We start from the raw sequence: 26999 nt of genomic DNA, 5'->3' as shown, positions 1-26999 counted from the left end.
ATGGACAAAGGGGGGTCAATGCTGAAAGGTGAAAACCCGGCCCGTTCCGGCTTCGAGAGCCTCCGGGATTGGCTGGAAGAACGTGAATTCCTTTTCCTGGCCGACCAGGCCCAAAAGAGCCGCCTGAGCCGCGGCCGCCGCCGGGAAGACCCGGAATGCCCCATCCGCACGGCCTACCAGAGGGACCGGGACCGGATCGTCCACAGCAAGGCTTTCCGGCGGCTCAAGCACAAAACCCAGGTCTTTCTGGCTCCCACGGGGGATCACTACCGCACGCGACTCACCCACACCCTGGAAGTCTCCCAGATCGCCCGGACCATCGGCCGGGCCCTGGCCCTGAACGAAGACCTCATCGAGGCCATCGCCCTGGGCCACGACCTGGGGCACACTCCCTTCGGCCACGGCGGGGAAAGGGTGCTCAACCTGATCCATCCGGGGGGATTCCGCCATCACGAACAGAGTCTGCGCGTGGTGGATCGCCTGGAAAAGGACGGCCGGGGCCTGAACCTCACGCTGGAAGTGCGCGATGGGATCCTCAAGCATTCCAAGGGAAAGCACCACCCGGTGCTGGTGGATTCCGGCAAAGGGCCGATTACCCTGGAAGGGCAGGTGGTTCGGGTGGCGGACATCGTGGCCTATCTGAACCACGACCTGGACGACGCCATCCGGGCCGGAGTATTGCGCCTGGACGACGTTCCGGAGGCGATCCGGCGGGGTCTGGGAGTAACCCACGCCCAGCGGATCCACGCCATGGTGGACGACACCATCCGGGCGAGCCTGGCCTGCGGGCTCGGGGAGATCCGCATGAGTCCGATCATGCTGGAACTGGTGGACAGCCTTCGGGCGTTTCTCTTCGAAAGGGTCTACGAGACGGATACGATCCGAAAGGAATTCGAGCGGGCCCGCAAGATCATCGAAGACCTCTACGGGGCGCTCCTTCGGGACGCGGATCTGTTTCGGAGGGAAATCGGGGAACGGGATGCCGAGGAATCCCGGGAACGCCAGGTCTGCGACCACATTGCCGGCATGACGGACCGCTATGCCCTGGAGCTCTACAAGAACCTTTTCCTGCCCCGCCCCTGGATGAAGCTCTGATGCGTTTCGGCTTCCATCTTTCCATCTCGGGCGGTCTTCCGGCGGTGGTGGATGCTGCGGAACGGATCGGATGCCGGGCGGTACAGTTTTTCGTTCGAAACCCACGCCAATGGAAGAACCGCCGCTTCGACGACAAAGAGGTGGAGATCTTCCTCCGGCGCCGCAGGGAGGCGGGCCTTTGGCCCGTGGTGGTGCACCTTTCCTATCTCCCCAACCTGGCCGGCCCCGATAAGGAGATCCGAAGAAAGTCGCTCCAGGCCCTGTTGGAAGAATGGCGGATCACGCTCCGCATCGGGGCGGACTATCTGGTAGTCCACCCCGGCCATCACCACGGCTCAGGTCTGGACCGGGCCCACGAAAGGGTGGCGGAAGCCCTGGCGTGGAGCTTGACACAAGAACCGGCTCGCGAAGACGGGCGCCCACGGATTCTTCTGGAAAACGCGGCGGGGCAGGGAACGGAAGTGGGGGCGGATCTGGGGGAACTTCGCCGCATCCGTGCTTTCCTGGGCCCCCTCGCAGCCCATGTGGGCTATTGCGTGGACACCGCCCATGCCGCCGCTGCTGGATACCGGTTCCGGACCCGGTGGGAACTGGATCGGTTTGTGGATGTCTTAGACTCCGTACTGGGGATGGACCGGGTGGCCCTGTGGCACCTGAACGATTCCAGGGTCCCGGTGGGCAAGCGCGTGGACCGTCACTGGCATGTGGGATGCGGTGCCATCGGCCGCGACGCCTTCCGCCGTCTCGTCCGCCACCCCCGACTGGAATCCATCCCGGCCATCCTGGAAACGCCCAAGAAAAGGGAACAGGACGATGTGGAAAACTTGGCCCGCCTGCTCAGTCTTTGAGGTGAAAGGTGAAAGGCGTGGGGCGTGAGAAGAAGGAAGCCGAAGATTGCCCCCCTTACCCCATATCCCATATCCCTTATCCCTTCACCCCCTACCCCTCTAATCCTTTAATCCTCTTATCCTTATCCCTGCCTCTGGGGGTTATGTGCTTGACACCAAAATTTTGTGCGTGCTAACGCTAGCTTGCCCTTTCCCACCCGCACCGTGAAGATTCCCGCCGAACGCGTGGAGGCGACAGGGTTTCTAAGGGCCGATCCCAGACGCTCGGGGGCGGTCGCGGGCAGAAGGAAGGCAGCACTTGGCAGTACACGGCAACCTCGTATCTGAGCCGGGAGGACAACCCATGAGCGACAAGAAGAAGCCGGACGAAAAGGACCTTCCCCTGATGGAAGATCAGGACGAAGAGGCGCGAGACCTTTTCGAAGGCTTTGACGATCTGGAAGATCTGGAGGAAGACGAAATTATCGAACTGGATGAGGTGGTGGAGGAAGGAGACGCAGATTTGGAGCCTCTGCCCGACCTGGACGACGGCCTCCCGGATCTCGATGAAATGGACCTGGATGAGGATCTGGACGGGTCGCTCTTCGATGAGGAGGATGTGACGGTCGAGCTGGCCGCCGGCAAGGACGAGGTGTCTCTGGCCGGGAAGAGCGCAGAGGAAACGCGGGAAGAGATCGCGGTGGAGGATGCGGATCTGGAGACCCTCTTCGATTCTTCGGCGGAGGAAGTTCTAAACGGACCGGAAGACTCGGCCAAGGTGGACGAGATCGGCCTGCAGGAAGCGGCGGATGACGATCTTGCCACGGAGGAGCTTTTTGAAACAGTGTCCGAACAAGCCGATCTGGACGAGTTCGAAAGGCTCGTTCAAGAGGCGGTGGGGTCGGATGAAGAGCCGGCCGAGGAAGTTTCAGTGGATCAGGGAGAGGGCAAGAAGGGGGAGCCGCCCGATACGGCGGGGGATATACCATCGGATGAAGTGGCGCTGGGAGAAGAACTTTCGGAAGTGCTCAGCGAAGACGAAGAGGCGTTTCTGCAGGAATTGGAAAAGGACGTGGGGGCAGACTTGCCGGGGTTCGAGATGGAGCTGCCCAAGCATCCTTCGCTGGAATCCGAGGATGCCGCGAGAGCAGTTCAGGATGAGTCGTCGGCTGCTGTGGGTGCCGGCCACATCGAAGAATCCGTGGCGGAACAGGAAACCGGTTCCCAACTGCCTTCGGAGGCGGTGACAGATGCGGGTGCCATGGCGGCGGCCTCAACGATCGAGAGAGAGCCTCAAGCAGCCCCCGTGCATGGCGAGGAGCCCTTTGAGGAAGGACCGTTGCCAGGATCCTCCCGGCAATCGCAAGGGAATGAGGAAGGGACGGCCCTCTTTCTGCCGATCCTGGAAATCATGGAAAAGCGATTGGAGGAACGGCTTGAGGAGCGACTGGAAAACAAGCTTGGGGAGCGTCTCGGAAAAGAGTTGGAAAAGCTGCTTGTGGAAAGCTTGCACGAAATGATACGGGAGCAGCTTCCCGGCATGGTACGGCAGGTGCTTCGGGAAGAAATCGAGCGGCTGACGAGAAACCTCAGTGCATGATCGAGTTGCGGAACGGATCGGTTTGGAGGAAATGCGTCCATGAACAAAGGCCAATTGCCGAAAGCATACGAGTTCCGGGATGTGGAGGCCCGTATCTACGCCTTCTGGGAAGAATCCGGGTGTTTCCGGGCGGATGAAAACTCGAAAAAGCCCGCCTTCAGCATCGTCATCCCCCCGCCCAACGTGACGGGCCAGCTTCACATGGGCCACGCCCTCAACAACACCCTGCAGGACATCCTGTGCCGGTACAAGCGACTCAAAGGCTTCGAGGTCCTGTGGGTGCCAGGCACGGATCATGCCGGCATCGCCACCCAGAACGTGGTGGAACGGCAATTGGCGCAACAGGGGCTGAGCCGCTACGACCTGGGGCGCGAAAAGTTCGTGGAAAAGGTCTGGGAGTGGAAGGAGGAGTACGGCGGCTACATCATCAAGCAACTGAAGCGCCTGGGCGCTTCCTGCGACTGGTCTCGGGAACGGTTCACCATGGACGAAGGCCTTTCCCGGGCGGTGCGCATCGTCTTTGTGAAACTGTATGAGGAAGGCCTCATTTACCGCGGCACCCGCATGATCAACTGGTGCCCCCGGTGCCGGACGGCCCTTGCCAACATCGAGGTGGAAGGCGAAGAGCTCCCCGGACGACTCTACCATATCCGCTACCCGCTGGCGGACGGAAGCGGCGAACTGGTGGTGGCCACCACCCGCCCGGAAACCATGCTGGGCGACACGGCCGTGGCGGTCCACCCGGAAGATCCGCGCTACCTGGAAGTGGTGGGAAAGGACGTGATCCTGCCGCTCATGGACCGGCGCATCCCCGTGATCGCCGACACCTACGTGGACCGGGAATTCGGAACCGGCGCCCTCAAGGTCACCCCGGGCCACGACTTCAACGACTTCGACCTGGGCGTCAAACACAACCTGGCGCTCATCCAGGTGATCGGAGAAGACGGCGTCATGACCGAGGCGGCCGGGCCCTACGCCGGTCTGGACCGCTACGAATGTCGAAAGCGGGTGGTGGCGGACCTGGAAGCGGGCGGGTACCTGGTGAAGATCGACGACCACCTGCACCGGGTGGGCCACTGCTACCGGTGCAAGAGCGTGGTGGAGCCTATGCAGTCCCTGCAGTGGTTCGTGCGCACCCAGCCCTTGGCCGAAAAGGCCATGGAAGCCGTGCGGGACGGCCGGACCCGGATCGTTCCGGAAAAGTGGGAGAAGGACTACTTCCAGTGGCTGGAAAACATCGAGGACTGGTGCGTGAGCCGCCAGATCTGGTGGGGCCACCGCATCCCCGCCTGGTACTGCGCCGACTGCGGCGAAGTGACCGTGGCCGTGGAGGATCCGGACCGGTGCGGATCCTGCGGATCCCCCCACATCACCCAGGAAGAGGACGTGCTGGACACCTGGTTCAGCTCGGCCCTGTGGCCTTTCTCCACCATGGGATGGCCGGAAAAGACCCCGGAACTGACCAAGTTCTACCCCACCTCCGTTCTGGTCACCGGCTTCGACATCCTCTTTTTCTGGGTGGCCCGCATGATGATGATGGGCCTCCATTTCATGAAGGACGTGCCGTTCCGAGACGTCTACGTCCACGCCCTGGTCCGCGACGCGCAGGGCCAGAAGATGAGCAAGTCCAAGGGCAACGTGATCGATCCCCTCATCATGATGGATCAGTACGGCACGGACGCCCTTCGGTTCACTCTCACGGCCTTCGCCGTCCAGGGGCGGGACGTGAAGCTTTCCGAAGAACGCATCGAAGGCTATCGCCATTTTGTCAACAAGATCTGGAACGCCACCCGGCTGGTGCTCATGAACGTGGAAGGGGCCAGGATCCTGGACGAAATCCCCGAAGACCCGGGCCGGCTGGCCCATCGCTGGATCCTCAGCCGCTTCCAGAAGGTGGTGCAGGAAGTAGAGGAGGCCCTGGAAAACTACCATTTCAACCAGTATGCCCAGAGCCTCTACCAGTTCTTCTGGCATGAGTACTGCGACTGGTACCTGGAGATGATCAAGCCGGATCTTTACGGCGACGACCCGCAGGCCAAGGTCGTGGCCCAGACCATCGCCGTACAGGTGTTGAGAAACGTGCTGGTGATGCTCCACCCGGTCATGCCGTTTGTGACCGAGGAGCTTTGGCAGAAGCTTCCCGGAACGGAGGGGAGCATCATGCAGGCGGAGTTTCCGCCGGTGGATAAGTATCGGATCGACTCCGGTGCCGAAGCGGATATGGAACTGGTCATGGGCGTGATCGGATCCATCCGAAACATCCGCGGCGAGATGAACATCTCCCCCGCCGCCCGGGTGAATGCAGTTTGTCTGTGCGCCACGGAAACGGAAAAGGGTCTGGTGGAAGCCAACGAGCGCACCGTGGTGGACCTGGCCCGGCTGGAAGGGCTCAGCGTGGCGTTGCAGGGCCAGGGGTCCAAGCCCCGACTGGCCGCCGGAGCGGTGGTTTCCGGCGTGGAAGTCTACGTGCTCCTCGATGACGTTCTGGACTTCGAAAGCGAAGCGGCCCGCCTCCAAAAGGAGATCACCAAGCTGGAAAAGGAGCTTTCCATCACCAACCGCAAGCTTTCCAACGAGGATTTCTTGACGAGGGCTCCCGCCCAGGTGGTGGAAAAGGAACGGGAAAAGGCGGAGCGGCTGGGAGAGAAGCTCGAAAAGATGCGCCGGCACCGGCAGCGGATCGAGGAACTCCGCCACGACGCGGCCGGGTCTGCCGGTTGAGAGGCTGCTTGAAAACGCCGGGGAGGACCGCTTTTCCCGCAGCGCAGCCCTTTGGAAGCGTGACCTTATGCGCTGAACATGCACGCGGAACGTAGGGGCCAATAATCGTTCGCCCCTGCGAAACGGCCCGCGCACGGTGGGCATCGTCCACGCGGAGTGGCCTAAAGGCGACCATGGCCGCTCGGAACGCCATCAAAAGCTCCGGGATGACCTGTTTTCTCATAGCGCAGCCCTTTAGGGCTGCGGGTGAGGCTCCGGGCGTCGGACAGACCGTCGGGTGCCACCTGTTCCTTCATGGGTCTGCGATAAACCATTCCCGCGGGGCTGAAGCCCCGCGGCTACGAGGAACGAACAGGTTCTTTCGCGGCTGCCGATTGAAACCTGTTCTCAGACAGCCTCCCAGCCTGGTGGCGAGAGCCCCTTTCTCTTTGAGGGTTGTACATGTTCCTGTCGCTGGACGAGAGACTTCGACTGGCCCTGCTGGAAGACGTGGGGCCCGGCGATGTGACCACCCGGGCCACGGTGCCCGCGGATCGAGTGGGGGAAGCCCGCGCCGCGGTCCGCGGGCCCTGCGTCCTTTCCGGTCTTACGGTTTTTCGTCGCGTCTTTTCCCTGGTGGACCATGCGCTGGAAATCCGGAGCTCCTGCAGGGACGGGGACCGGGTCGAGGCGGACACCGTGGTCTCGACTGTGCATGGGTCCCTTGCGTCCATCCTCACCGCGGAACGGACAGCGCTCAACCTTCTCCAGCGCCTGTGCGGCATTGCCACTCTGACGGATCGACTGGTCCAGGCGGTGGTCGGCACCCGGTGCCGCATCCTGGACACCCGGAAGACCACCCCTCTGTGGCGGGATCTGGAAAAGGCGGCGGTGCGCCACGGCGGCGGCAAGAACCACCGCTTCGGTCTCTTCGACGGCATCCTCATCAAGGACAACCACGTGGCGGCGGCGGGAGGCGTGCGCCAAGCCATCGACCGGGCCCGCCGGGGCGCTCCCCACACCCTCCGGGTGGAAGTGGAAGTGGACACCCTGGACCAGCTCCGGGAGGCGCTGGAAGCCGGCGCTGACGTGATCATGCTGGACAACTTTTCCGTGGACCAGGTGCGCCGGGGCGTGGAGCTGGCATCCGGACGGGCCCTCCTGGAAGTCTCCGGAGGCATCACCCTCGAGACCGTCCGCGCCTACGCGGAAACCGGCGTGGATTTCATCAGCGTGGGGGCCCTCACCCATTCCGCCCCGGCCGTCGACATCAGCCTGGAAGTGATCGGCTGATACCCGATCCCCGACCGAATAAGAAGCAAACCACGCCCCGGGAAGATCTTCGTGTCGATAAGATTTTTTCGTTGAAAATGCTATATTATGAAATGCCGAGAACGTTCTTTCTGATCAATGGGCGGGGTTCCGCGGGGTTTCTCGTGGCCAGTGCGCGGATGATGTTATGAAAACGACATCATACTTCAGAACTAGCGTCATGGCTCGCCGTCCTTATCGCAGGGTGGAATGGATTCAGCAAGTCCTCAACAATCCAATTCGCAGTGAGCTGCAGCCCAACGGTCGCATCCGTCACTGGGGATATGTTGCTGAGATGAACAAGTACCTGAGGGTCGTCGTGGAACCGGACGGAGAAACCGTGCACAATGCGTTTTTCGACCGTCGTTTCCGATTGTGAAAGGGAGACGGACCGATGATGTTTGAATACTTTGCCGAAACCGACATGTTGTATATCCGCCTTGCTGATGGTGTGAGCACGGAATCCGAAGAAATTGCGCCGGGGGTTGTTCTCGACTTTGATGAAAACAATCGTGTCATTGGTGTTGAAATTGAGGATGCCAGCAAGATCGTTGATCTGTCGAAGCTGGAACTGAGATCTCTCCCCTTGGTGAACCTTATCATGACTGAGAGAGTTTCCGTGCAGGCATGATCTGTTTCCGGTGTCTGTAACATGTTGTAACCACAATGCTTTCATTCCTCGTGTCAGGGGCGTCCTTGCGGCGGGCGATCTGGCAGAACAAAGGGTATGATCCCTTGTGGGTGCGGCGCAGGACGCGATGATCGACTCTTTCCTGGACTTCGGGGTAGTGGGTTGATCACGCTGATCAGACCGAATTTCCGCTTCCATCGGACCAGATATGGGTGTCCGAGCGGACGGCCGCGGCGATGCGCTCGGCTTCCCGCAGGATTTCCGGCACGTCCAGGGTGAGAAGTTGCCCGTCTCGGACCACCTGCCTCCCGTCCACCCACACGTGGTTCACGTCGGAGGACCGGGCCGCATAGACCACGTGGGAGATGGGATCGTAGAGCGGCGTAAGATGCGGTTGGTCAATCCGAAGAGCGATGAGATCCGCACGCTTTCCCGATTCCAGGCTTCCCGTCTCATGGGCCAGCCCCACGGCGCGGGCGCCGTGAACCGTGGCCATGCGGAGCACGTCCCGGGCCGGACAGACCGTGGGATCACCGGTCACGGCCTTGTGGAGCCTGGCCGTGAGGGCCATCTCCGAAAAAAGATCCAGGTCGTTGTTGCTGGCGCATCCGTCCGTTCCGAGCCCCACCGGGACTCCGGCGCGCAGGAGCGCCGCAACGGGCGCCATGCCGGAAGCGAGCTTGAGGTTGCTTTCCACGTTGTGGGAGACGGCGGCGCCCCGTTCCGCCAGAACGCCGATCTCGTCCTCATCCAGCCAGACGCCGTGGGCGCACAGGGTGAGGGAGTCCAGCACCCCGAGCTCGTCCAGGTGGAAGACGGGCCGTTTTCCGTACTTTCTTTCGATTTCCTCCACTTCCCAGCGCGTTTCGGAGACGTGGATCTGGAAAAGGATGCCGCGGCGCCGGCACAGGTCCTTCACCCACCGGAGTGTTTCCGGGCCGCAGGTGTAGGGCGCGTGGCAGAAGAGGGAAGGGCGGAGCGTTTCCGGCCAGGAACCGGCGGCTTCCAGGAAGGCCTCCACCCGGGCGCGGGCCCTGGAAGGGTCCTTGAGATCGGGAGAGGGGAAATCGAGCACCCCCTGGCCCAGCACGGCGCGAATGCCCGAGCGGGCTGCCGCCCGGGCCGCCGCCTCTTCAAAAAAGTAGCCGTCGCAAAAGGTGGTGGTCCCGCCCAGGAGCATTTCCGCGCAGGCCAGGACCGTTCCCAACTCCACGAAGGCGCCGTCCACATGGCGTGCTTCGGCGGGAAAGATCACCTCCTGGAGCCACGTCTGGAGCGGGAGGTCGTCGCCGATTCCCCGAAACAGGGTCATGGCCGCGTGGACGTGGGTGTTGACGAGACCGGGCATCACCAGGTGTCCGGGAAGGCGCACCACCTCCCGGGCCCGGTACCGCGCTTCCAGGGCATCGCAGGGCCCGGCGTCCACGATCACACCGCCGTCCACGGCCACGGCGCCCCGTTCCACCACGGTCATGTCCGCATCGCACAGGACCAGCCAATCGATGCGGGTGAGGAGAAGATCAACGGTTGCCGTATGGTCTTTCGTCATGGCTCACCGAACCTTTCGGGCGATGGCGCGCACTTCCGCGCAGATCTTTTCCACGTCCAGGGTGAGCAGCTCCCGGTCTTCCATCACCACCCGGCCGGCGATGACCGAATGGCGTACATCGGATCCCTTGGCGGCATAGACCAGGTGGCTCACGGGATCGTAGGCGGGGGTGAGATGCGGCTTTCGGAAATCCACCACGATGAGATCCGCCGCCGCGCCCTTTTCGATCCGGCCCAAGACGTCTCCGAATCCCAGGGCGCGGGCGCCCCGAACCGTGGCCATGGACAGCACGGTGCGGGCGTCCAGGACGGTGGGATCCGATGCGGCGGCCTTGTGGATCTTGGCACACACGTCCATCTCGGCGAAGAGATCCAGATTGTTGTTGCTGGCGCACCCGTCGGTTCCCAGGGCCACGTTGACGCCCCGTTCCAGCAGAGCGGGCACGGGAGCGATGCCGGAAGTGAGCTTCAGGTTGCTTTCCGGGTTGTGGACCACGTGGACCCCGTGGCGAGCCAGAAGGTCCATGTCGTTTTCATCCAGGGCCACGCAGTGATCGGCGATCACCCGGTCGTTCAGAACGCCCAAGTCCGCCAGATGCGCCACGGGCCTCTTGCCGTACCGTCGGACCACCTCCGCCACCTCCGCCTCGTTTTCGCTGAGGTGGATCACCATGGGCACGTCGTGGCGCTGGGCGATCTCGAAGCAGGTGCGGATGAGTTCCGGTGAACAGGTATAGGGAGCGTGAGGCTCCACGGCGATCCGCACCAGGGGGTTGTCTTTCCATTCCGCAATGAGATCTTCGGTGAAACGGAGCCCGTTTTCCAGCGGGCCGTAGTGGGGGGAGGGGAAGTCGTAGAGGACCTCGCCCACCAGGGCCCGCATGCCGGCTTCGTCCGCGGCCTGGGCCACCTTGTGCTCGAAAAGGTACATGTCGCAAAAGCAGGTGGTGCCGGAAAGGATCATTTCGGCGCAAGCCAGGAGAGTTCCCCAATAGACCCAATCTTCCGTGAGCTTTTCTTCGGCGGGAAAGATGTGGTTGTGGAGCCAGTCCATGAGGGGAAGGTCGTCGGCCAGGCCGCGAAACAGGGTCATGGCCGCGTGGGTGTGGGCGTTCACGAGTCCGGGAAGCACCACGGATCCCCCGGCGTCCAGGACCCTCTCGGGGCGGTAGCGGGCCGAAAGTTCCCGGGCGGGGCCCACGTCCAGGACGAGCCCGTCCGAAACGGCCACGGCGCCGTCCCGAATGCGCCGGTCGTCGGCGTCCAGGGTGAGCACTTCGCCGCGGACGATCAAAAGATCACAGGGGGTGACGTTCCCATTGTCCATTCTCGTCCATCCTCGAGAAATTCAGTGGGGGATGGGGTCATCCTCCTTGTTCGGACAAGCTCCCAGTGGGCGGGGATAAACCCCGCCCCTACCCAAGAAGGCCGACTGTCTCCGTAGGGGCTGGCTTTATGCCCGCCCGACAGGACCACACGAGGCGAGAAGAGCGTCCAAAGGACTGCTCCTCACACGCCGGGCAGAACACGCTCCAGCAGGCGCATGAGTTTGGGACCGGCGGCCGAAGCCGTTTCGATCACCTTTTCCAGCGGAACGGGCTCGTAGCAGTCCGGCCGGTTCACGTTGGAGATGACCGAGATGCCCAGGACATCGAGTCCCGCGTGCACCGCCGTGATCACTTCCATGATGGTGGACATGCCCACGGCGTCCGCTCCCAAGGCCCGGAGCATGCGGGTTTCCGCGGCCGTTTCCATGCTGGGTCCCAGCACGCCCACGTAGACCCCTTCGCGCAGGAGCAATCCCTCCGCCAGGGCTTCGCGGCGGGCCAGCGCCTGGAGGCGTCGGCTGTAGGGCTCGGTCATGTCGGGAAAGCGTGGGCCGATCTCGTCGAAATTGGGGCCCACCAGGGGATTCCTTCCGGTCAAGTTGATGTGATCCGTGATGAGCATGAGATCCCCGGGCTCGAACAGGGGGTTGAGGCCGCCCGCCGCATTGGAAATGACCAGGGTGCGGACGCCCAGCCGGGCCAGCAGGCGCACCGGAAAGGAAATCTCCAGGGGACCGTAGCCTTCGTAGAGGTGAAAACGGCCCTGAAGGGCGATGAGCTCGCGTCCGGCCCACCGGCCCCACAGGTAACGGCCTTCATGGCTTGCCACCGTGGAGACGGGATGGTGGGGGATGGCGGGGTAGGGGAGTTCTCCCTGCTTTTCCATGGCTTCGGCCACCCCACCCAGGCCGGTTCCCAACACCAGGGCGAGAGATGGCCGAAAGGGCAGGGCCTTGGAAAGGACATGGTGAGCCTCTTCCAGGTGAGCTCGAAATCGGTCTGCATCCATCAATTGACGCCTCGCTTCGTGATCCGTAATCCGTGACCCGCGCTTCGCGCTTCGTGATTGGTGATTCGTCAGCCGCGGCCCGTTCCTCCGCGCGGTGTCCAGCGACGCATCTCGGGCCGGGGCCGAATTTCCCGGGGGTCCAAACAGGCAAGAATTGACACAGGAGCTCCTTTTTGTAAAGATCCGTCGGCATTTTAGGAATTTCCCCAATCATGGCGAGGTGCTCTGTGGCGGATATCATCCTGATCTGCGGATTTCTGGCAGGGGCCTACATGGCCTGGAACATCGGCGCCAACGACGTGGCCAACGGCATGGCTTCCGCCGTGGGCGCCAAGGCCATCACCCTGCGCCAGGCGGTCTTTATCGGCGGCATCCTGGATTTTGTGGGGGCGGCTTTCATCGGATCCCATGTGACCACCACCATTCGAAAGAACATCCTGGACGCGTCAGCCATCACTAACGATCCCAACGTGATGATGCTGGGGCTGCTGGCGGCGCTGCTGGCGGCGGCCTTCTGGGTCTTCTTTTCCACCTGGAGTCAGTTTCCCGTCTCCACCACCCACTCCATCGTGGGGGCTCTGCTGGGCTTTGGCATCGTGGCCGGCGGTTTCAAGGCTGTGCAGTGGGTCAAGGTCATGGCCATCGTCATCAGCTGGATCGTTTCTCCCATCTTTGCCGGGTTCCTGGCCTACGTGATCTTCCAATTCATCCGCAGGATGATTCTGGAGCGGCGTAATTCCTTCGTGCGAGCCCTGGCCTGGTCGCCCCTCTTCGGTGGAATGACGGTCTTCATCGTGGTCATGTCGTTTCTGATGAAGACACCCCTCGGCGAAAGCCTGAATTTGGGACGGGGAACTTCCATTTTTTGGGCCGCGTTGCTGGGGATCGCCCTGGGTTATGCGGCCAAGAAGTGGCTGGGCCGAACCGTTCGCAAGATCGACGAAGAGGGGGTGGAGGAGATCTTCAAGCGCTTCCAGGTCTTCACTTCCTGCTACGTGGCCTTGGCCCACGGAGCCAACGACGTGGCCAACGCCATCGGGCCCGTGGCCGGCATCTACGCCATCTACACCACCCACACCGTTTCGCCCAAGGCGCCGGTGCCCTGGTTTCTCCTGGTCCTGGGGGGCCTTTTCATCGCCGTGGGCGTCTTCACGTGGGGCTATCGCGTGATCGAAACGGTGGGATCCAAGATCACCACGCTCACCAACACCCGGGGGTTCGCCGTGGATTTCGGTACGGCCACGTCCGTTCTCGTAGCCTCCAAGATGGGGCTTCCCGTTTCCACCACCCATGCGGCGGTGGGCGCCGTGATCGGAGTGGGGCTGGCGGGTGGTCTTTCCGCCGTGGATTTCAAGGTGGTGGGCAAAATCGTGGCCTACTGGGTGATCACTCTTCCTTTGGCTGCGATCCCGACTATGATAATATTCAAAATACTTACATTTATCTTCCTCTAGGAACAAGGAGACGGGTGATGCGGTCTGCGTTTCTCGGTATTTTCAGAAAGTCCCCCTTTGAAGGGCTTCTGCGCCATGCGGAACTCATCCGGGAGGCCGGGCCTTTGTTCAAGATGGCCATGATCTCCTACCTGGATGAGAACTTCGAGGATTTCGAAAAATACCACAACAAGGTCATCGTGGTGGAGAGCGAAGGGGATGCGGTCAAGCGCAATATCCGCGGACATCTGCCCAAGGGCATCCTGATGCCCGTGGACAAGTTCCAGCTGCTCTGGTACCTGCGCGAACAGGACAAGATCCTGGATTCCACCCAGGACGCTCTCCACTGGCTGTCGTACCGCAAGACGCCCATTCCCGACGAATACGTGGACGACCTGCTCCTCATGGTGGAAAAGATCACCTATGTGCTGAAATCCGTGCATCCCCTGGTACTGGCGGCGGAGAGCTACTTTCAGAGCTTTTCAGAAAATCACCGGGCCATGGTGAAAAGCGCCATCAAGCAGATCCGCGAGTATGAATTCGAATCCGATCAGGTGGAAAGAAAGCTCTTGGCGGACTTCTTCAACTATCCCTTTGAGAACCCCACCTCCGCGTTCCACCTGGTACGCCTGGTGGAGCACATGGGAGACATCTCCAACCACGCCCAGAACGCAGGGGACATGATGCGGGCCATGATCGCCCGCTAGGAGGCCGAAAGCTTCCAGATGAACCGTCAGGACCGCGCAGACCGAACCATCCGGCGGGGGAAGCCTTCCCGAGGCTTCCCCCGCCGTCGTCAGGAGCTCCGGCCCGAGGAGATCCCACCCTTCCGGTATCCGGACGAGCTGCCCATCTCCGAAAAGAAGGACGAGATCGTCCAGGCGATCCGCGACCACGCGGTGGTGGTGGTGACGGGCGATACGGGCTCGGGGAAAAGCACCCAGCTTCCCAAGATGTGCCTGGAAGCCGGGTGCGGCCGCCGCGGCTTCATTGGATCCACCCAGCCGCGACGCATCGCCGCCGTGACTCTGGCCCGCCGGGTGGCCGAAGAAATGGGCGTTCCGCTGGGCGGCTTCGTGGGCTACAAGATCAGGTTCCAAGAGCGTCTTTCTTCCGCCACCCGGATCAAGTTCATGACCGACGGGATCCTGCTGGCCGAGGCCCAATCGGACCGTTTCTTCAAGGCCTACGACACCCTCATCATTGACGAAGCCCACGAACGAAGTCTCAACATCGACTTTCTGCTGGGCCTGCTTCGCCGTGTTCTCGCCCGGCGCCATGATCTCAAGGTGGTGATCACCTCGGCCACCATCGACCCGGAAAGCTTCTCCCGCGCCTTCGATCAGGCGCCGATCATCCATGTGTCCGGAAGGACCTACCCGGTGCGAATCGTCTACAGGCCCGGGCAGGACGAATCGGACGAAGAAAGCACTTACGTGGACCAGGCCGTGGAGGCGGTGGGCGAGATCCGCCGGGAAGGGGGCCGCGGCGATATTCTGGTCTTCATGCCGACGGAAAGCGACATCCGGGAGACCGTGGCGCGTCTGGAGGAAAAAAGATTTCTCCACACGGTGGTGCTGCCGCTTTTCGGCCGCCTGGCCGGATCGGACCAAGAGCGGGTCTTTCGTCCCCTTTCCCAGGACAAGATCGTGGTGGCCACCAACGTGGCGGAAACCTCGGTGACCATCCCCGGCATCCGGTTCGTGGTGGACACCGGGCTGGCGCGCCTGGCCATGTACAACCCGCGGAGCCGCACCCAGGGCCTTCCCATCGTGCCCATCTCCCGGGCCAGCGCCGACCAGCGAAAAGGCCGCTGCGGCCGGGTAGGCCCCGGCGTCTGCGTGCGCCTCTATTCGGAAGAAGACTACCTGAGTCGCCCGGAATTCACTCCGCCCGAGATCCAGAGATCCAACCTGGCCGAGGTCATCCTGAAGATGCTGGCGGGACGGTTGGGGGACATCCGGACCTTCCCGTTTCTGGATCCGCCGTCGCCCGCCGCCGTGAAAGACGGGTATGCCGTTTTGCAGGAACTGGGGGCCGTGGACAACCGGAGGCGGCTCACCGCGCTGGGACGCGAAATGGCGCGGTTCCCTCTGGATCCCCGTCTTTCCCGCATGCTCATCCAGGCCCGAAAGGAAGGGGCGCTGGAAGAGATGATCGTGCTGTGCGCGGCCCTGAGCATCCAGGATCCGCGGGAGCGGCCTTTGGAGCAGGAAGCCCAGGCGGACCAGGCCCATGCCCGGTTCAAGGACCGGCGGAGCGATTTCCTCACCCTTCTCAACATCTGGAAGGCCTACCAGCAGAGGTGGCGGGAAGCCGGCTCCCAGAACCAGCTTCGCAAGTTCTGTCGCGAAAACTTCCTATCCTACCGGCGCATGCGAGAATGGGTGGACGTGGCCCAGGAAATCCGCGACATCCTGGCGGAAGCAGGGGATTTCAAGCCTTCCGGGACGGGCGAGGAACCAGCCTCCTATGAAGCGATCCACCGGTGCGTGGTGAGCGGTTATTTGAGCCACGTGGCCCTGAAGAAGGAAAAGAACATCTATCAAGGCACCAAGGGCCGGCAGCTCATGATCTTTCCCGGCTCCGCCCTCTTCAACAAGGGAGGCGACTGGATCGTCGCGGCGGAAATCGTGCAGACGAGCCGCCTCTTCGCCCGGACCACGGCCGTGATCGATCCCGCCTGGCTGGAGGAGCTGGGCCGGCACCTGGTCAAGCGCCAGGCCGTCGAGCCCCACTGGGAAAAGAAACGCGGAGAGGTGACGGCCTACGAACGGGTGACTCTCTTCGGACTTCCCATCGTGGAGCGGCGCAAGGTCAACTACGCTCGGTACGCGCCGGAGGAGGCCCGGGCCATCTTCATCCGGTCCGCCCTGGTGGAGGGGGAGACCGCCAAGCCCTACGGCTTTCTGGAACACAACCGGAAGCTCCGGGAAGAGCTGGAGCGCATGGAAGACAAGCTGCGCCGCCGGGAACTTCTGGTGGACGATGACACCCTGTTCGCCTTTTACGACAAGCGAATTCCGCAGGTGGCGGACATCCGGTCCTTTGAAAAGTGGCTCAAGGACCAGGGAAGCGACGCCGTTCTCCGCATGACGGAAGAAGACCTGCTTCGGACCGGTCCGGACTGGGAAGCGCTGGAGCATTTCCCGGATTCCTTCCAGGCCGGCGACGTGCGGCTGCCGTTGAGCTACGCCTTTTGTCCGGGAGAGGAAGAGGATGGCGTGACGGCCACGGTACCCATCCACGTGCTGCCGCGCCTGGAACCCGAACCCTTCGAATGGCTGGTCCCGGGTCTTCTTTCCGAAAAGATCCTCCATCTGCTTCGTTCTCTTCCCAAGTCCTACCGGCGCCGGCTGGTGCCCATCCCGGAGACGGGGCGCAAGGTGATGGAAGAACTGGCCTACGGAGACGGGGACTTTTATGCGGCGCTCAGCGCCGCCCTGGAGCGGGCCACGGGGGTGCGGGTTCCCGTGGCTGAATGGGACCGCTCGGGGCTTCCGGAACACCTGAAGATGCGGTTCCGCGTGGTGGACGGGGAAGAGAAGGTGATCCAAACCGGCCGGGACCTGCTGCGGCTGCAGGGAACGGCGGTGGGATCCCACCAGGACGCCGTGTGGCGGAAAGCCCGGCAACATTGGGAACGACAAGGGCTCACTTCCTGGGATTTCGGAAGACTTCCCGAGCGGATCGAGCTGGGCCGGGACGCCTTCGGGGTCATGCGCTGCGCCTACCCGGGCCTGGCCGCCGAAGGAACCACCGTGGCGGTGCGTCTGTACGCCGATCCCCAGGAGGCCATGAAGGCCACACGGGACGGCCTCCTGGTGCTTTACCAGTGGACCTTTTCTCCGGTGCTCAAGAACCTGAAAAAAGAGTGGATCTTTCCGGTGCCGGGAAGAACCCGGCCCGGCATGACGCCGCTGCCGCCGGGGGCCTGCACCTTCCTGGGGGATTTCAAGGAGGCGGAACGCCGACTGCAGATCTATATTCTGCGGGAACTCTTCGATCTCCACGACCCCCAGCCGCCCGACGAGGACAAATACCGACGCACGGTCCGGGAGCTTCCCGCTCAAATCGGGCCTCGATCCCGCAAGCTGTGGGAAGAGGTGCTGGAAGTGGTGCGGGAGCGTTACCAGGTGACCTCGACCCTGTTCAAGTACCGGGAAAGGAGCCGCGGGAATCCGCCGGCGGTGGCCCAACTGGATGCGGTGGCCCGTGAGGTGGAAAGACTGGTGCCGGCCGATTTTCTTTTGCGCTACCGCCGGGAACAGATGCGCCGGATACCTCGATACCTTAAAGGGCTTCGCATCCGCACGGAACGGGCATACGTGGCTCCGGAAAAGGACGCCCAGAAGTGGCGGGACGTGGAGCCCTTTCAGATCCGCTACGACCAGGCGCTGGAGCGCTTCGGCCCCGACGCCTCACGGGAGATCCTTCAGTTTCTTGACGAATTTCGGTGGATGTTGGAAGAATAAAAACTGAGTCTTTTTGCGCCGGAGATCAAGACGCGATTTCCCGTGTCCGCCAAGAGGTTGGAAGCCAAATGGGCCGAACTGTCCACCCTGAAGATCTGAACGCCGCCGGAAATGGCACACGGCATGGCTGGTGGGACGAGCTGCTGCGCCACCCCGAGGAACTCCAGCTTCATATCCAGGACCGGCTGGCTTCCTGCCTGAACGAGCAGGCGGTGGCCGCCGCCGCCCGCCTCTACCCGGACGCTTCCTCCAGCGTTCTGCTTCTGCTGGGCTGTGGCCTGTCTGAAAGCGGCTGCGCGCAGGATGCGTGCGTCATCCTGAATCGGCGGTCGCGGCGGGTGCGCCAGGCGGGCGACCTGTGCTGTCCCGGCGGGGCGGTGGAAAAGGGGCTGGACCCCATCCTGGCGCGCCTCCTGACCCTGCCGCCCCTTCCCCTGGGCCGCTGGCCCCATTGGAAGCGTCTTAAACAACGCTGCCCGTGCAAGGCCCGGATCACCGCCGTGCATCTCGCCACGTGCCTTCGGGAAAGCTGGGAGGAGATGCGCCTGAACCCCCTCAAGGTCCGTTTTCTCGGCCCGCTTCCTCCCGAACGGCTGCGGCTTTTCACCAAGGTGATCCATCCCCTGGTGGGCTGGATCGAAGGGGTCCACCGGTTCGTTCCCAATTGGGAGGTGGACCGGATCGTGGCCATCCCGATCCGAAAGCTGCTGGACCCCGAAAACTACTACCGCTACCGCCTCTACGTGGACCCCGACATGGCGGAACATGTGGATCCCACCCCCAGGGACTTTCGCTGTTTCCTGCACCAGGACGGCGCTCAGGTGGAAGTTCTTTGGGGGGCCACCTTCCGCATCGTGACCCTCTTTCTGGAACGAGTCTTCGATTTCGTCCCGCCCGACGTGTCCCAAAGGCCGTTCGTTCCGGGGCTTCTCAATCACACCTATCTGAACGGCACCCGCGCCTGACCACTCTCTTTTGGCGAACTCCCCGCGGGAGCGTTGCCGTTATGTTCTGCGGGCTGTACGGTCATACAGAGCCCGCTTCATTCGGCTCCGGAGCGGGTCGGAAGCGGGAAGGATCGGCCCAGACCATCGGGGAGCTTCGTCGAGAGGTGGGTCTCGATGAGCCCGTCTGAGTCGAGAGGGGAGAGAGATGCCGTATTTCACCCTGAATTCAGGGAGGATTTGCGATACTGGGTGGAGACGGATCGGAGAACGGCTCTTCGCATCTTCAAATTGATTGAAGCGGTCATGCGGGATCCGTTTCAGGGTGCCGGCAAGCCCGAGCGCCTGAAATTTCTTGGTTCCGGCGTCTGGTCGCGCCGCATCACCCAGGGGAACATCGTCTGGTTTTCTTATATGAAAGTCTCTGTAACACGACGCAACTACAAGACTCTCACCTGAATTGGACGGTTCTTTCTAATGGACAGCTCCTGAAGGGCGGGCGTAAAGCCCGCCCCTACAAAAAGCCCCGGACCCATTGGGTAGGGGCGGGGTTTATCCCCGCCCGCTAATCACGCGGTGTAAGAGACACCCGAAGAAAAAATCGCGCAGATTAGGTTTCATGCTTCGTCGTCAAGGGCATCCCGTGATGGGGGTTTATGTGGTGAGCCACGGGAGAATCGATTTCGTCCAGTGCCGCTACCATTATTGACCAGCTGCGGCTTCCCCATGGGACAGGACAACCCGTTGCTTTCTCATGGAGATGCGGAAGACAGGTCGGCGGGCTGGGAGGCGGCGTCCCTGAAGTGCCGGCAGAAGACGTTGACTAGGGCCCAGATGGTGTCGAGCGCTTCCAGCTGCCGGGATATGGACGGGTCGAAACGCAGGTGCAGGGACGCCTTGAACTCGTCGTCCCCTTCCCAGAAGACGGCCTGGACGGGAATCCGCGGAAGCACCCAGAAGCGGTAGGCCGCGTCTCCCGCCTCCACGGGAACGCCTCCGAGCCGTTCGGCCGCCTCACAGAACCGGTTCAGGTCGTGATCCAGACTCTTGAGCACCCACGGCAGAGGAAAGGCGTGGGGGCCGGCAAAGAACTGAAGCCCTCCGGGGATTTCCTTTTCGCTGATCCAGCGACCTTCCAGGGGCACCGGCCGGGCTTCCAGAAGGTAATGGAGCAGGAACAGGCCGGTCTGAAAGTCCACGCGGGAAGACGGCAGGGGCTCCAAAACGTCCACGGCCTCTTCTTCGGGGCGGCAGGCGTAGGCGCCGTTGAGAAACGGAATTCGGTAGGCCCGGAGATCCTCCAGCCACTGGACCTGGGCTCGGCGGCACACCTCTTCGGTGTCCAGCTTCCGCAGGCGTTCCCAAAGGAGCGGGTCCAGTTCTTCTAGGTTCTGGTAGGGCCCCTGGGCCTCCAAGGTTTCCAGAAGCGGGGCGATCACGGCACGGGCACGGGTGATGTCCTGGGCCGGGACCAGGATCTGGCCCCATCCACGCTGCGGCACAAAGAGGCCGTCGTAGGCGGTTTCTTCAAAGGATCGGACCAGGATCGGGATGCCTTCCTTTTCCAGGGCGTCGGTGAGGAGATCCGCTTCGAAGCGGTTCGCCAGCGTGTGGCAGAGCATCCAGCGAGGGGCGTCTTCCTTCGTCATGATGGAGCCTCCCTGTTCAGGAACCGGCGGGGAAACCTTGGGCGGCCAGTTGGTTCACGAAACGGCTGATTTCGGGGTCTTCGGGGCGGATTTCCGGACATGAGGTGAAAGGAACCTCGCGGCGGAAAACCCGGGCGGCGAAGGCCATGCAGGTGGCGTCCCCGCAGGCGCCGCAGTTGGTTTGAGGCAGGCGGCGGTAGATTTCCAGCACGGTCAGGGACACCTGCCGGCGCTCCACGGGTTGGATGGAATCTTTGCGCCGCCTCACGTCCTCGATCCGGGCCACGTACCTTTCGCACCACTCCTGCGCATCATCCAGGCCCGTCACGTCCGTGATGGTGATCCGGTCGCCGTAGATGCCCACGATGTGGCCTTCTTCCATGAGGTTGATCACGCCGGTTCCGTGCACGTAGGTGCAGGCGGGAAGGACTGCCGCCAGGTAGGGAAGCAGATCGTCGATGGGCTCTTCCAGGGCCATGATCACGTTGTAGTGGTCCGACTGGGGCATGCATTCGATGTTGACCAGCTGGAAGGAGTATCCGTCCCGCCGATGAATTCCGCCCACCAGCACGTCGCTCATGCTCGACCGTCCTTTCTTTGCTTGGCAAGAATGTCGTAGGCCCATTGAATTTCCTGAAATTTTTTGTGGGCCAACTGCTGGAATTCCTCGCCCAGGTGGCTCACCTTGTCCGGGTGGTAGCGGTTGGCCATCCGATGGTAGGCCTTCTTGATGGTCTCCCAGTCCGCATCCGGGGCCACTCCCAGCACCTGATAGGGATCCTGGGGGCCGGAAGACTCTCGGCTCGCGTTGGAGCGGTGAGATCCTCGGCCTGCCCCCGATTCCGCCGATCCGGCGGAGCCGCTCGTGGAGCCGGTCCGGGACCCGGAATCCCCGGTTCTTCCCCAAGGAGCCCCCTTTTTGAAGAAAAGGTAGTAGAGGGCGACCAGCAACAGGAGATCGTCGGTCCAGCCGGGTCCTATGAACGCATCGGGAAAGAGATCCGTCGGCAGAATGAGGTAAGCAAACCAGGCGATCAGGGGCCAGTAGCGTCCGAACATGGCGCTCTCCGCGAAGCATAAACATTTCCAGCAAACGGCCGTTTATTGTAGCCTATGGAGCGCTCAAAGGGGAGTGAGTATTGGAGGAATAAAGGATTCAGGATTGAAGGACGGTAAAGAAGGAAAAGAGAGGTGATGGGGCGGGGGACGATGAAGGGAGGAGTGGGGGTGAAATTGGAAGGGATTGGGGTTCCGACGCTTCTGGTGGATGAAGGAAAGGTGCGGCGCAACATTTCCGCCATGGCGGAAAAGGCCGAAAGATGCGGGGTGCGGTTCCGACCCCATTTCAAGACGCACCAGTCCAGAGAGATAGGGCAATGGTTCAGGGAAGTGGGCGTGAGGGCCATCACGGTTTCTTCGCTCACCATGGCCAGGTATTTCGCCGACGACGGCTGGGACGACATCACCGTGGCCTTTCCTGTCAACCTCCGGGAGGTGGACCTCATCAACGACCTGGCAAGCCGCATCCATCTGAATCTGCTGGCCGTCCACCCGGAGACGGTGCGGTCGCTGGAAGCGGGCCTGCGGGCCCCCGTGGACCTCTTGGTCAAGGTGGACTCCGGTTACCATCGAACGGGGGTGGATCCGGACGACACTCCCACCCTGGAGCGGTTCGCGGAGGAGCTGGCGGCGTGCCGGCGGGTGAGGTTTCGCGGGATCCTCACCCACGCGGGCCACAGTTACAAGGCTCGAAGCCTGGACCGGATCCTGGCCGTGCACCGCCAGTCCCTGGACGCCATGGCCCGGGCGAAGGATGTGCTGGCTTCCCGGTATCCGGACCTGGAGGTTTCCGTGGGGGATACGCCCACGTGCAGTGTGGCGGATGATTTCCCGGGTGTGGACGAAATCCGGCCCGGCGCCTTCGTCTTTTACGACCTCATGCAGTTTCGCATCGGAGCCTGCCGGCTGGAGGAGGTGGCCATGGTGGCGGTCTGTCCCGTGGTGGCCCGGCATCCGGACCGTGGGGAAGTGGTGATCTACGGCGGTGCGGTGCATCTTTCCAAGGACGCCGTGGAAGGTCCCGACGGCCGACCCGTCCATGGCTGGGTGACGGAACTTGACGAAGCAGGCTGGAAAACACCCACAGGGTGCTGTTCCGTGAGTGCGGTGTCCCAGGAACACGGGATCGTGCGGGCGTGTCCGGAACATTTGGAACGGATGCGGGTGGGAGACCTGGTGGCGGTGGTGCCCGTGCACTGTTGCCTTACGGCCAACCTGATCGGGGCCTATCGAACCCTGGACGGGCGGGTGATTTCCAGGCTGTGACCCGATCCTCGGGTCGGTGGGCCGCGGGGCGGACCCCCGCGACCAGCACCCCCGTCACCCATCACCCGTCACCCATCACTCATCACCCATCACTCGTCACTCATCACTCGTCACTCATCACGCCACCGTGCCCGCGGCGCTCATGCTCACTCCCGCCTTGCGAAGCAACAGCTCCCAGTCCTCGTTGACCATCTCCTGGATCTGCTCCAAGTCGTTGTCGGTCAGATGCTTGAATCGCCCCTGCAGCTTGAAGTATTCCCGCACCAAATATCCCTTGGGCATGTAGTTGATGGTGTAGCGCACGCCGTTTTCCACCTCGTAGAGGGGGAAGATGTTGGTCTGGACGGCCATGCGGGCGATCTTGATGGCCATCTCGGACGGGATGCGCCATCCCGTGGGGCACGACGCATAGATGTGCAGAAACCGGGATCCCTTGATGCCCTTGGCCTTCTTCACCTTGCGCACCAGGTCTTCCGGGAAGGCGATGCTGGCCGTGGCGGCGTAGGGAATGCGGTGGGCCACCAGGGCCTCCACGATGTTCTTCTTGCGAAGGCGCTTCCATTCCTGTCCCGGCGTGGTGGTGGTCCAGGCGCCGTAAGGGGTGGAGGAGCTGCGCTGCACGCCGGTGTTCATGTAGGCCTCGTTGTCGTAGCAGACGTAGATAAAATCCTCGTTCCGCTCCACGGCGCCGCTCAGGGCCTGGAAGCCGATGTCGAAGGTGCCGCCGTCCCCGGCCCAGGTCACCACGGTGGTCTCCGTGTCTCCCTTGGCGTCCAGGGCGGCCCGGATCCCGCTGGCCACGGCGCCTCCGGTTTCGAAGGCCGTGTGGAGGACGGGCACCTTCAGGGTGGACTGGGGATGGGGCCCGGCGATGATGGACCAGCAGCAGGCGGGAATCACCATCATGGTCTTTTCGCCCAGGGCCTTCAGAAGAAAACGCATGGCGATGGCCGCGCCGCAGCCCGGACATCCCACGTGCCCCGAACACATGTAGTCGCGATCCAAAACGTCCAGTTCCATGGTGTCACCCCTTTCGCGCCGCGTCAGGCGGCGGGAGCCGGTTGATGCAGGCCGATCCAGATGCTTTCGCCTTCCGGATGGGCGCTGGTCTTGGTCCTCCAATAAATGTCCTCGATCACGTCCGTGGTCACGTCCCGGCCGCCCAGACCCGCCACGTAACCGAAGACCAACGGGCGCCGGGCCAGGTTGCACAGGGCCGAACGGATTTCCTGGGCGAAAATGCCCCCGGCGCCGAAGGAGAAGTTGCGGTCGATGACGGCCAGCTTCTTCGCATGGGCCGTGTGCTTTCGCAGCGCCTCGAAGGGGAAGGGCCGAAAGGCCTTCATCTTGAGAAGCCCCACCTTTTCGCCCTTTTCCCGAAGCTGCCGGAGCACCAGCCGGCTGGTGCTGGTGACCGTTCCCGACGTCACCAAGATAATGTCCGCATCGTCGCATTGCACGGCTTCCACCGCTCCGTAGCGCCGACCGAAAAGTTTCTCGTAGTCGTCTTCGATGGTATCCAGCACGTCCAAGGCCGATTCCATGGCGTCCTGCAGGCTCCGGCGCATCTCCATGTAGACGTTGGGCGGCGCAAGCTGGTTGAAGGCCGACGGGTTTTGCGTATCCAACTGAAAGGCGGGCTTGAAAGGCGGCAGGAACCGGTCCGCCTCTTCCTGCTCCGGAATGTCCACCGGTTCATAGGTGTGGGACAGAAAGAAGGCGTCCAGCACCACCATCACGGGTAGATAGACCGTTTCCGCCAGACGGAAGGCCTGCAGGGTGGTGTCCAGCGCCTCCTGGGCGTCCTCGCAGTAGAGCTGGATCCATCCCGTGTCCCGCTGGGCCAGGCTGTCGGTCTGTTCCGTCCAGATGTTCCATCCGGGGGCCAGGGCCCGGTTCACTTCCGCCATGACGATGGGAAGGCGCGCGCCCGCGGCCCAGTGGAGCAACTCGTGCATGAGGGCCAGGCCTTGGGACGAGGTGGCCGTAAAGGTGCGAACGCCCGCCGAAGCGGCGCCGATGAGGGCCGCCATGGCCGAATGTTCGCTTTCCACTCTCAGGAACTTGGCGTTCAGGGTGCCGTCCGAACAGTATTCGGAAAGCAGCTCCACGATATGGGTCTGCGGCGTGATGGGATAGGCCGAAATCACGTCCGCACGAGCCAGCCGCACCGCTTCCGATACGGCATGACTTCCTTCCACAACCTTCTTCATCTTTATCCTCCCGGATCCAAGCGCCTCACAGAGCGGCTGATTCCCGGCCGCAAAGCCCTTGGATCCCCCGCCCCATGAGAAGCTGGTCCTTAATCCCTAATCCTCTAATCCTTCAATCCTGTTCCAACGCCATGGCGTTTCGGGGGCATTCCACCACGCATACGCCGCATCCCTTGCAGTAGTCGTAGTTGATGCGCCGTCCCTGGGGATTGTCGTCCCGGCACACGGCCAGGTCGGGACAAAAGAGGCGGCAGTTGTCGCACTGGTTGCAGATGCCGCAGTTGAAGCAGCGCTCCGCTTCCCGAAGGGCCAGGGCCGCGGAGATCTTGAGATCGATCTCGGAAAAGCCCTGGATGCGCTCTTCTTTGAGCAGCCTGGGCTGGGCCAGGCGCGGCGAGAAGAGGAAATAGTCGGTATTGATCTCCTGAAAGGCCACCACGTGAGGATTGCGCCGGCACCGTTCACCGCCCAGGTACATTTCCATGGAAAGGGAAGGGCCCTGGCCCACGCGGCATGCGGAAACCTTCGATTCGATGGCGTCCCAGCCGTCCTGGAAATAGGTGTCCAGGGCCATGGCGGCCTCCTTCCCGGAGGCCACCGCGTGGGCCACCGACTTTTCCAGGGCCGCCAGGTCCCCCCCGTACACGAGGACGGGACCGTCGTCTCGACGCACAAGGGCGGTGTTGGCCAGCCGCAGGAGCTTGCCGTCGCCTTCGGGCGGCTCCATCCAGGCCTCCTCCGCGGCGTTTCCGATGGCCTTGAGGACCTTGGAAACCACCATCTCCCGGGTTTCGCCGGGAACAGGCCTGACTTGCGCCCGCGGCCCTTCCTCTGCGGCCACTTCCATCTTCTGGAGCACCAGGCGATAGCCGTCGGCATGGGGAGCGATCTCCAGGGGAGCCCACAGCTCCATGAGCTCCACGCCTTCCTCCAGAGCCATCTCGATCTCGTGTTCGAACGCGGGCATGTCCTGCCTTCGCCGACGATAGACGATGACGGGCTTGGCTCCGAGCCGCAGCGCGCAGCGGGAGACGTCCACGGCGGTGTTCCCGCCGCCGATGATCGCCACCGCCCCGGAAAGGTCGGGGCGTTCTCCGGCCCGCACCCTCTCCAGGAAAGGCAGGCCTTCCTCCACCCCGTCCAGGTTCTCTCCAGGGATGCCCAAGTCCACGTTGCGGTGATGGCCGCAGCCGATGAAGACGGCCTGGTACCGGTCGCCGGCGTCACGCAGAAAGTCGGAGGACACCCGGTGGTTGCAATGGATCTCCACGCCGAGGGACCGAATCCGGCCGATCTCCCATTCCAGGACGTTCACGGGCAGGCGGTAGAGCGGGATACCCCAGCGAAGGATCCCTCCGGGTTCGCTCTTGGCTTCAAAAACGTCGCAGGTATATCCCAGCCGAGCCAGAAAGTAGGCGGCCGCCAGGCCGCTGGGGCCCGAGCCCACCACGGCCACCCGGGGCCCCTGAACGGGCCGGCGGGCGATGTCCGGCTGGATGCCGTAGCGCATGGCCGTGTCCGCCACGAACCGTTCCAGGGTGTGAATGGCGATGGCGTCGTCGAATTCCTTCCGGTTGCAGACGCCTTCGCAGGGATGGAAGCACACCCGACCACACACCGCCGGGAAGGGATTTTCCTGAAGAATGGTTTCCCAGGCCTCCTTGAAAAGGCCCTGGGCCACCAGCATTTCCACCCGGGCGATGTCCTCGCCGGCGGGGCAGGCGGCGCTGCACGGCGCCGTCTTTTCGTCATAGCGGGGCTTCAGGAACCTCCAGGATCCCGTCTTGTTCGATTCGGTGGTGGTGAAAGACCGCGGTATGAGCGGTGTAGGGACGATCGGAGAAAGCATTTGCTCTGTCATGGGAAACCTCTTCGTCCGTGAACCGTAATCCGTAATCCGTGATTCGTGAT

At 62.6% G+C, this 26999-nt stretch carries 20 protein-coding genes and 2 pseudogenes; 13 read left to right on the top strand and 9 right to left on the bottom strand.

The features are described 5' to 3' along the window. The first annotated feature begins 18 nt into the window (after positions 1–18). The 7 genes from BUB04_RS02490 (at position 19) to BUB04_RS02460 (ending at position 8164) form a co-directional block, all read left to right on the top strand. Entirely contained in the window at positions 19–1095 is a 1077-nt protein-coding gene (locus BUB04_RS02490; protein ID WP_073036637.1) for a deoxyguanosinetriphosphate triphosphohydrolase, read from the top strand. Beyond that, entirely contained in the window at positions 1095–1943 is an 849-nt protein-coding gene (locus tag BUB04_RS02485; protein ID WP_073036635.1) for a deoxyribonuclease IV, read from the top strand. Before BUB04_RS02490 ends, BUB04_RS02485 begins: the two co-directional genes overlap by 1 nt. A 343-nt stretch (positions 1944–2286) precedes the next feature. Then, the gene (locus BUB04_RS02480) at positions 2287–3522 is read left to right on the top strand and encodes a hypothetical protein (RefSeq protein ID WP_073036633.1); all 1236 of its coding nucleotides are present in this window, start codon (positions 2287–2289) and stop codon (positions 3520–3522) included. 39 nt (positions 3523–3561) lie between these two features. Then, the gene (locus BUB04_RS02475) at positions 3562–6243 is read left to right on the top strand and encodes a valine--tRNA ligase (RefSeq protein ID WP_073036631.1); all 2682 of its coding nucleotides are present in this window, start codon (positions 3562–3564) and stop codon (positions 6241–6243) included. A gap of 441 nt (positions 6244–6684) precedes the next feature. Further along, on the top strand, positions 6685–7515 hold the full coding sequence (gene nadC, locus BUB04_RS02470; RefSeq protein WP_073036630.1) for a carboxylating nicotinate-nucleotide diphosphorylase: 831 nt from the start codon (positions 6685–6687) through the stop codon (positions 7513–7515). Between the two features lie 166 nt (positions 7516–7681). After that, the gene (locus BUB04_RS02465) at positions 7682–7912 is read left to right on the top strand and encodes a hypothetical protein (protein ID WP_073036629.1); all 231 of its coding nucleotides are present in this window, start codon (positions 7682–7684) and stop codon (positions 7910–7912) included. Between the two features lie 15 nt (positions 7913–7927). Continuing rightward, positions 7928–8164: a DUF2283 domain-containing protein gene (locus BUB04_RS02460; RefSeq protein ID WP_073036628.1), complete on the top strand. Its 237-nt coding sequence runs from the start codon at positions 7928–7930 to the stop codon at positions 8162–8164. 175 nt (positions 8165–8339) lie between these two features. Here the strand turns inward: BUB04_RS02460 and BUB04_RS02455 are convergent, their stop codons facing one another. From BUB04_RS02455 to BUB04_RS02445, 3 genes are all read right to left on the bottom strand, one after another. Beyond that, positions 8340–9713: an amidohydrolase family protein gene (locus BUB04_RS02455; RefSeq protein ID WP_073036627.1), complete on the bottom strand. Its 1374-nt coding sequence runs from the start codon at positions 9711–9713 to the stop codon at positions 8340–8342. A 3-nt stretch (positions 9714–9716) separates the two neighbouring features. Beyond that, a complete protein-coding gene (locus BUB04_RS02450; RefSeq protein ID WP_073036626.1) occupies positions 9717–11039 on the bottom strand; it encodes an amidohydrolase in 1323 nt (440 codons plus the stop codon). A 182-nt stretch (positions 11040–11221) separates the two neighbouring features. Next, the gene (locus BUB04_RS02445) at positions 11222–12049 is read right to left on the bottom strand and encodes a purine-nucleoside phosphorylase (protein ID WP_073036625.1); all 828 of its coding nucleotides are present in this window, start codon (positions 12047–12049) and stop codon (positions 11222–11224) included. 212 nt (positions 12050–12261) lie between these two features. Here BUB04_RS02445 and BUB04_RS02440 point away from each other — a divergent pair, with 212 nt between their 5' ends. The 5 genes and pseudogenes from BUB04_RS02440 to BUB04_RS02420 form a co-directional block, all read left to right on the top strand. Then, complete coding sequence (locus BUB04_RS02440; protein ID WP_073036624.1) at positions 12262–13503, top strand: inorganic phosphate transporter; 1242 nt, start codon at positions 12262–12264, stop codon at positions 13501–13503. 17 nt (positions 13504–13520) lie between these two features. Then, positions 13521–14189 carry a TIGR00153 family protein gene (locus tag BUB04_RS02435; protein WP_073036623.1) on the top strand — a complete coding sequence of 223 codons (669 nt, stop codon included), beginning with the start codon at positions 13521–13523 and terminating at the stop codon, positions 14187–14189. A gap of 18 nt (positions 14190–14207) precedes the next feature. Next, positions 14208–18056: pseudogene (gene hrpA, locus BUB04_RS02430) on the top strand (ATP-dependent RNA helicase HrpA). Continuing rightward, a complete protein-coding gene (locus tag BUB04_RS02425) occupies positions 18026–18922 on the top strand; it encodes an NUDIX hydrolase (protein WP_073036622.1) in 897 nt (298 codons plus the stop codon). Before hrpA ends, BUB04_RS02425 begins: the two are co-directional and overlap by 31 nt. A gap of 156 nt (positions 18923–19078) precedes the next feature. Continuing rightward, positions 19079–19314, top strand: a pseudogene (locus BUB04_RS02420) (Txe/YoeB family addiction module toxin); the annotation flags it as partial. Positions 19315–19653: 339 nt separating this feature from the next. On the opposite strand, the gene BUB04_RS02415 reads toward BUB04_RS02420, so the two are convergent. Genes BUB04_RS02415 through BUB04_RS02405 form a run of 3 tightly spaced genes read right to left on the bottom strand, consistent with a single transcriptional unit; the run spans position 19654 to position 21609 of the window. Then, positions 19654–20550 carry a DUF3786 domain-containing protein gene (locus BUB04_RS02415; protein ID WP_084075952.1) on the bottom strand — a complete coding sequence of 299 codons (897 nt, stop codon included), beginning with the start codon at positions 20548–20550 and terminating at the stop codon, positions 19654–19656. 16 nt (positions 20551–20566) lie between these two features. Continuing rightward, positions 20567–21130 (bottom strand): (Fe-S)-binding protein, encoded by a 564-nt coding sequence (locus BUB04_RS02410; protein ID WP_073036620.1) that lies wholly within the window; start codon positions 21128–21130, stop codon positions 20567–20569. Continuing rightward, entirely contained in the window at positions 21127–21609 is a 483-nt protein-coding gene (locus BUB04_RS02405; RefSeq protein WP_073036618.1) for a DnaJ domain-containing protein, read from the bottom strand. The genes BUB04_RS02410 and BUB04_RS02405 overlap by 4 nt, the downstream gene beginning before the upstream one ends. Before the next feature lie 168 nt (positions 21610–21777). Here BUB04_RS02405 and BUB04_RS02400 point away from each other — a divergent pair, with 168 nt between their 5' ends. Then, a complete protein-coding gene (locus tag BUB04_RS02400) occupies positions 21778–22875 on the top strand; it encodes an alanine racemase (protein ID WP_218588352.1) in 1098 nt (365 codons plus the stop codon). 117 nt (positions 22876–22992) lie between these two features. Here BUB04_RS02400 and BUB04_RS02395 read toward each other — a convergent pair whose 3' ends face one another. The 3 genes from BUB04_RS02395 to BUB04_RS02385 all read right to left on the bottom strand — a co-directional run bounded on the left by BUB04_RS02395 (position 22993) and on the right by BUB04_RS02385 (position 26949). Next, the gene (locus BUB04_RS02395; RefSeq protein WP_073036614.1) at positions 22993–23895 is read right to left on the bottom strand and encodes a 3-methyl-2-oxobutanoate dehydrogenase subunit beta; all 903 of its coding nucleotides are present in this window, start codon (positions 23893–23895) and stop codon (positions 22993–22995) included. A 23-nt stretch (positions 23896–23918) separates the two neighbouring features. Then, entirely contained in the window at positions 23919–25088 is a 1170-nt protein-coding gene (gene porA / locus BUB04_RS02390; RefSeq protein WP_073036612.1) for a pyruvate ferredoxin oxidoreductase, read from the bottom strand. Positions 25089–25200: 112 nt separating this feature from the next. Then, positions 25201–26949, bottom strand: coding sequence for an FAD-dependent oxidoreductase (locus BUB04_RS02385; protein ID WP_178371882.1), 1749 nt, complete (start codon positions 26947–26949; stop codon positions 25201–25203). Positions 26950–26999 lie beyond the last annotated feature (50 nt).

Source organism: Desulfacinum infernum DSM 9756 (assembly GCF_900129305.1).
Classification (GTDB): Bacteria; Desulfobacterota; Syntrophobacteria; order Syntrophobacterales; family DSM-9756; genus Desulfacinum; species Desulfacinum infernum.
Note: the sequence above shows the minus strand (reverse complement) of the source record. Positions and strands in the feature narration are given on the sequence as shown.

Bases quoted from the DNA above. Each gene is read 5' to 3' on its own strand.
- BUB04_RS02490 (WP_073036637.1), top strand. From the start codon at position 19: ATGCTGAAAGGTGAAAACCCGGCCCGTTCCGGCTTCGAGAGCCTCCGG.
- BUB04_RS02485 (WP_073036635.1), top strand. From the start codon at position 1,095: ATGCGTTTCGGCTTCCATCTTTCCATCTCGGGCGGTCTTCCGGCGGTG.
- BUB04_RS02480 (WP_073036633.1), top strand. From the start codon at position 2,287: ATGAGCGACAAGAAGAAGCCGGACGAAAAGGACCTTCCCCTGATGGAA.
- BUB04_RS02475 (WP_073036631.1), top strand. From the start codon at position 3,562: ATGAACAAAGGCCAATTGCCGAAAGCATACGAGTTCCGGGATGTGGAG.
- nadC (WP_073036630.1), top strand. From the start codon at position 6,685: ATGTTCCTGTCGCTGGACGAGAGACTTCGACTGGCCCTGCTGGAAGAC.
- BUB04_RS02465 (WP_073036629.1), top strand. From the start codon at position 7,682: ATGAAAACGACATCATACTTCAGAACTAGCGTCATGGCTCGCCGTCCT.
- BUB04_RS02460 (WP_073036628.1), top strand. From the start codon at position 7,928: ATGATGTTTGAATACTTTGCCGAAACCGACATGTTGTATATCCGCCTT.
- BUB04_RS02455 (WP_073036627.1), bottom strand. From the start codon at position 9,713: ATGACGAAAGACCATACGGCAACCGTTGATCTTCTCCTCACCCGCATC.
- BUB04_RS02450 (WP_073036626.1), bottom strand. From the start codon at position 11,039: ATGGACAATGGGAACGTCACCCCCTGTGATCTTTTGATCGTCCGCGGC.
- BUB04_RS02445 (WP_073036625.1), bottom strand. From the start codon at position 12,049: ATGGATGCAGACCGATTTCGAGCTCACCTGGAAGAGGCTCACCATGTC.
- BUB04_RS02440 (WP_073036624.1), top strand. From the start codon at position 12,262: ATGGCGAGGTGCTCTGTGGCGGATATCATCCTGATCTGCGGATTTCTG.
- BUB04_RS02435 (WP_073036623.1), top strand. From the start codon at position 13,521: ATGCGGTCTGCGTTTCTCGGTATTTTCAGAAAGTCCCCCTTTGAAGGG.
- BUB04_RS02425 (WP_073036622.1), top strand. From the start codon at position 18,026: ATGGGCCGAACTGTCCACCCTGAAGATCTGAACGCCGCCGGAAATGGC.
- BUB04_RS02415 (WP_084075952.1), bottom strand. From the start codon at position 20,550: ATGACGAAGGAAGACGCCCCTCGCTGGATGCTCTGCCACACGCTGGCG.
- BUB04_RS02410 (WP_073036620.1), bottom strand. From the start codon at position 21,130: ATGAGCGACGTGCTGGTGGGCGGAATTCATCGGCGGGACGGATACTCC.
- BUB04_RS02405 (WP_073036618.1), bottom strand. From the start codon at position 21,609: ATGTTCGGACGCTACTGGCCCCTGATCGCCTGGTTTGCTTACCTCATT.
- BUB04_RS02395 (WP_073036614.1), bottom strand. From the start codon at position 23,895: ATGGAACTGGACGTTTTGGATCGCGACTACATGTGTTCGGGGCACGTG.
- porA (WP_073036612.1), bottom strand. From the start codon at position 25,088: ATGAAGAAGGTTGTGGAAGGAAGTCATGCCGTATCGGAAGCGGTGCGG.
- BUB04_RS02385 (WP_178371882.1), bottom strand. From the start codon at position 26,949: ATGACAGAGCAAATGCTTTCTCCGATCGTCCCTACACCGCTCATACCG.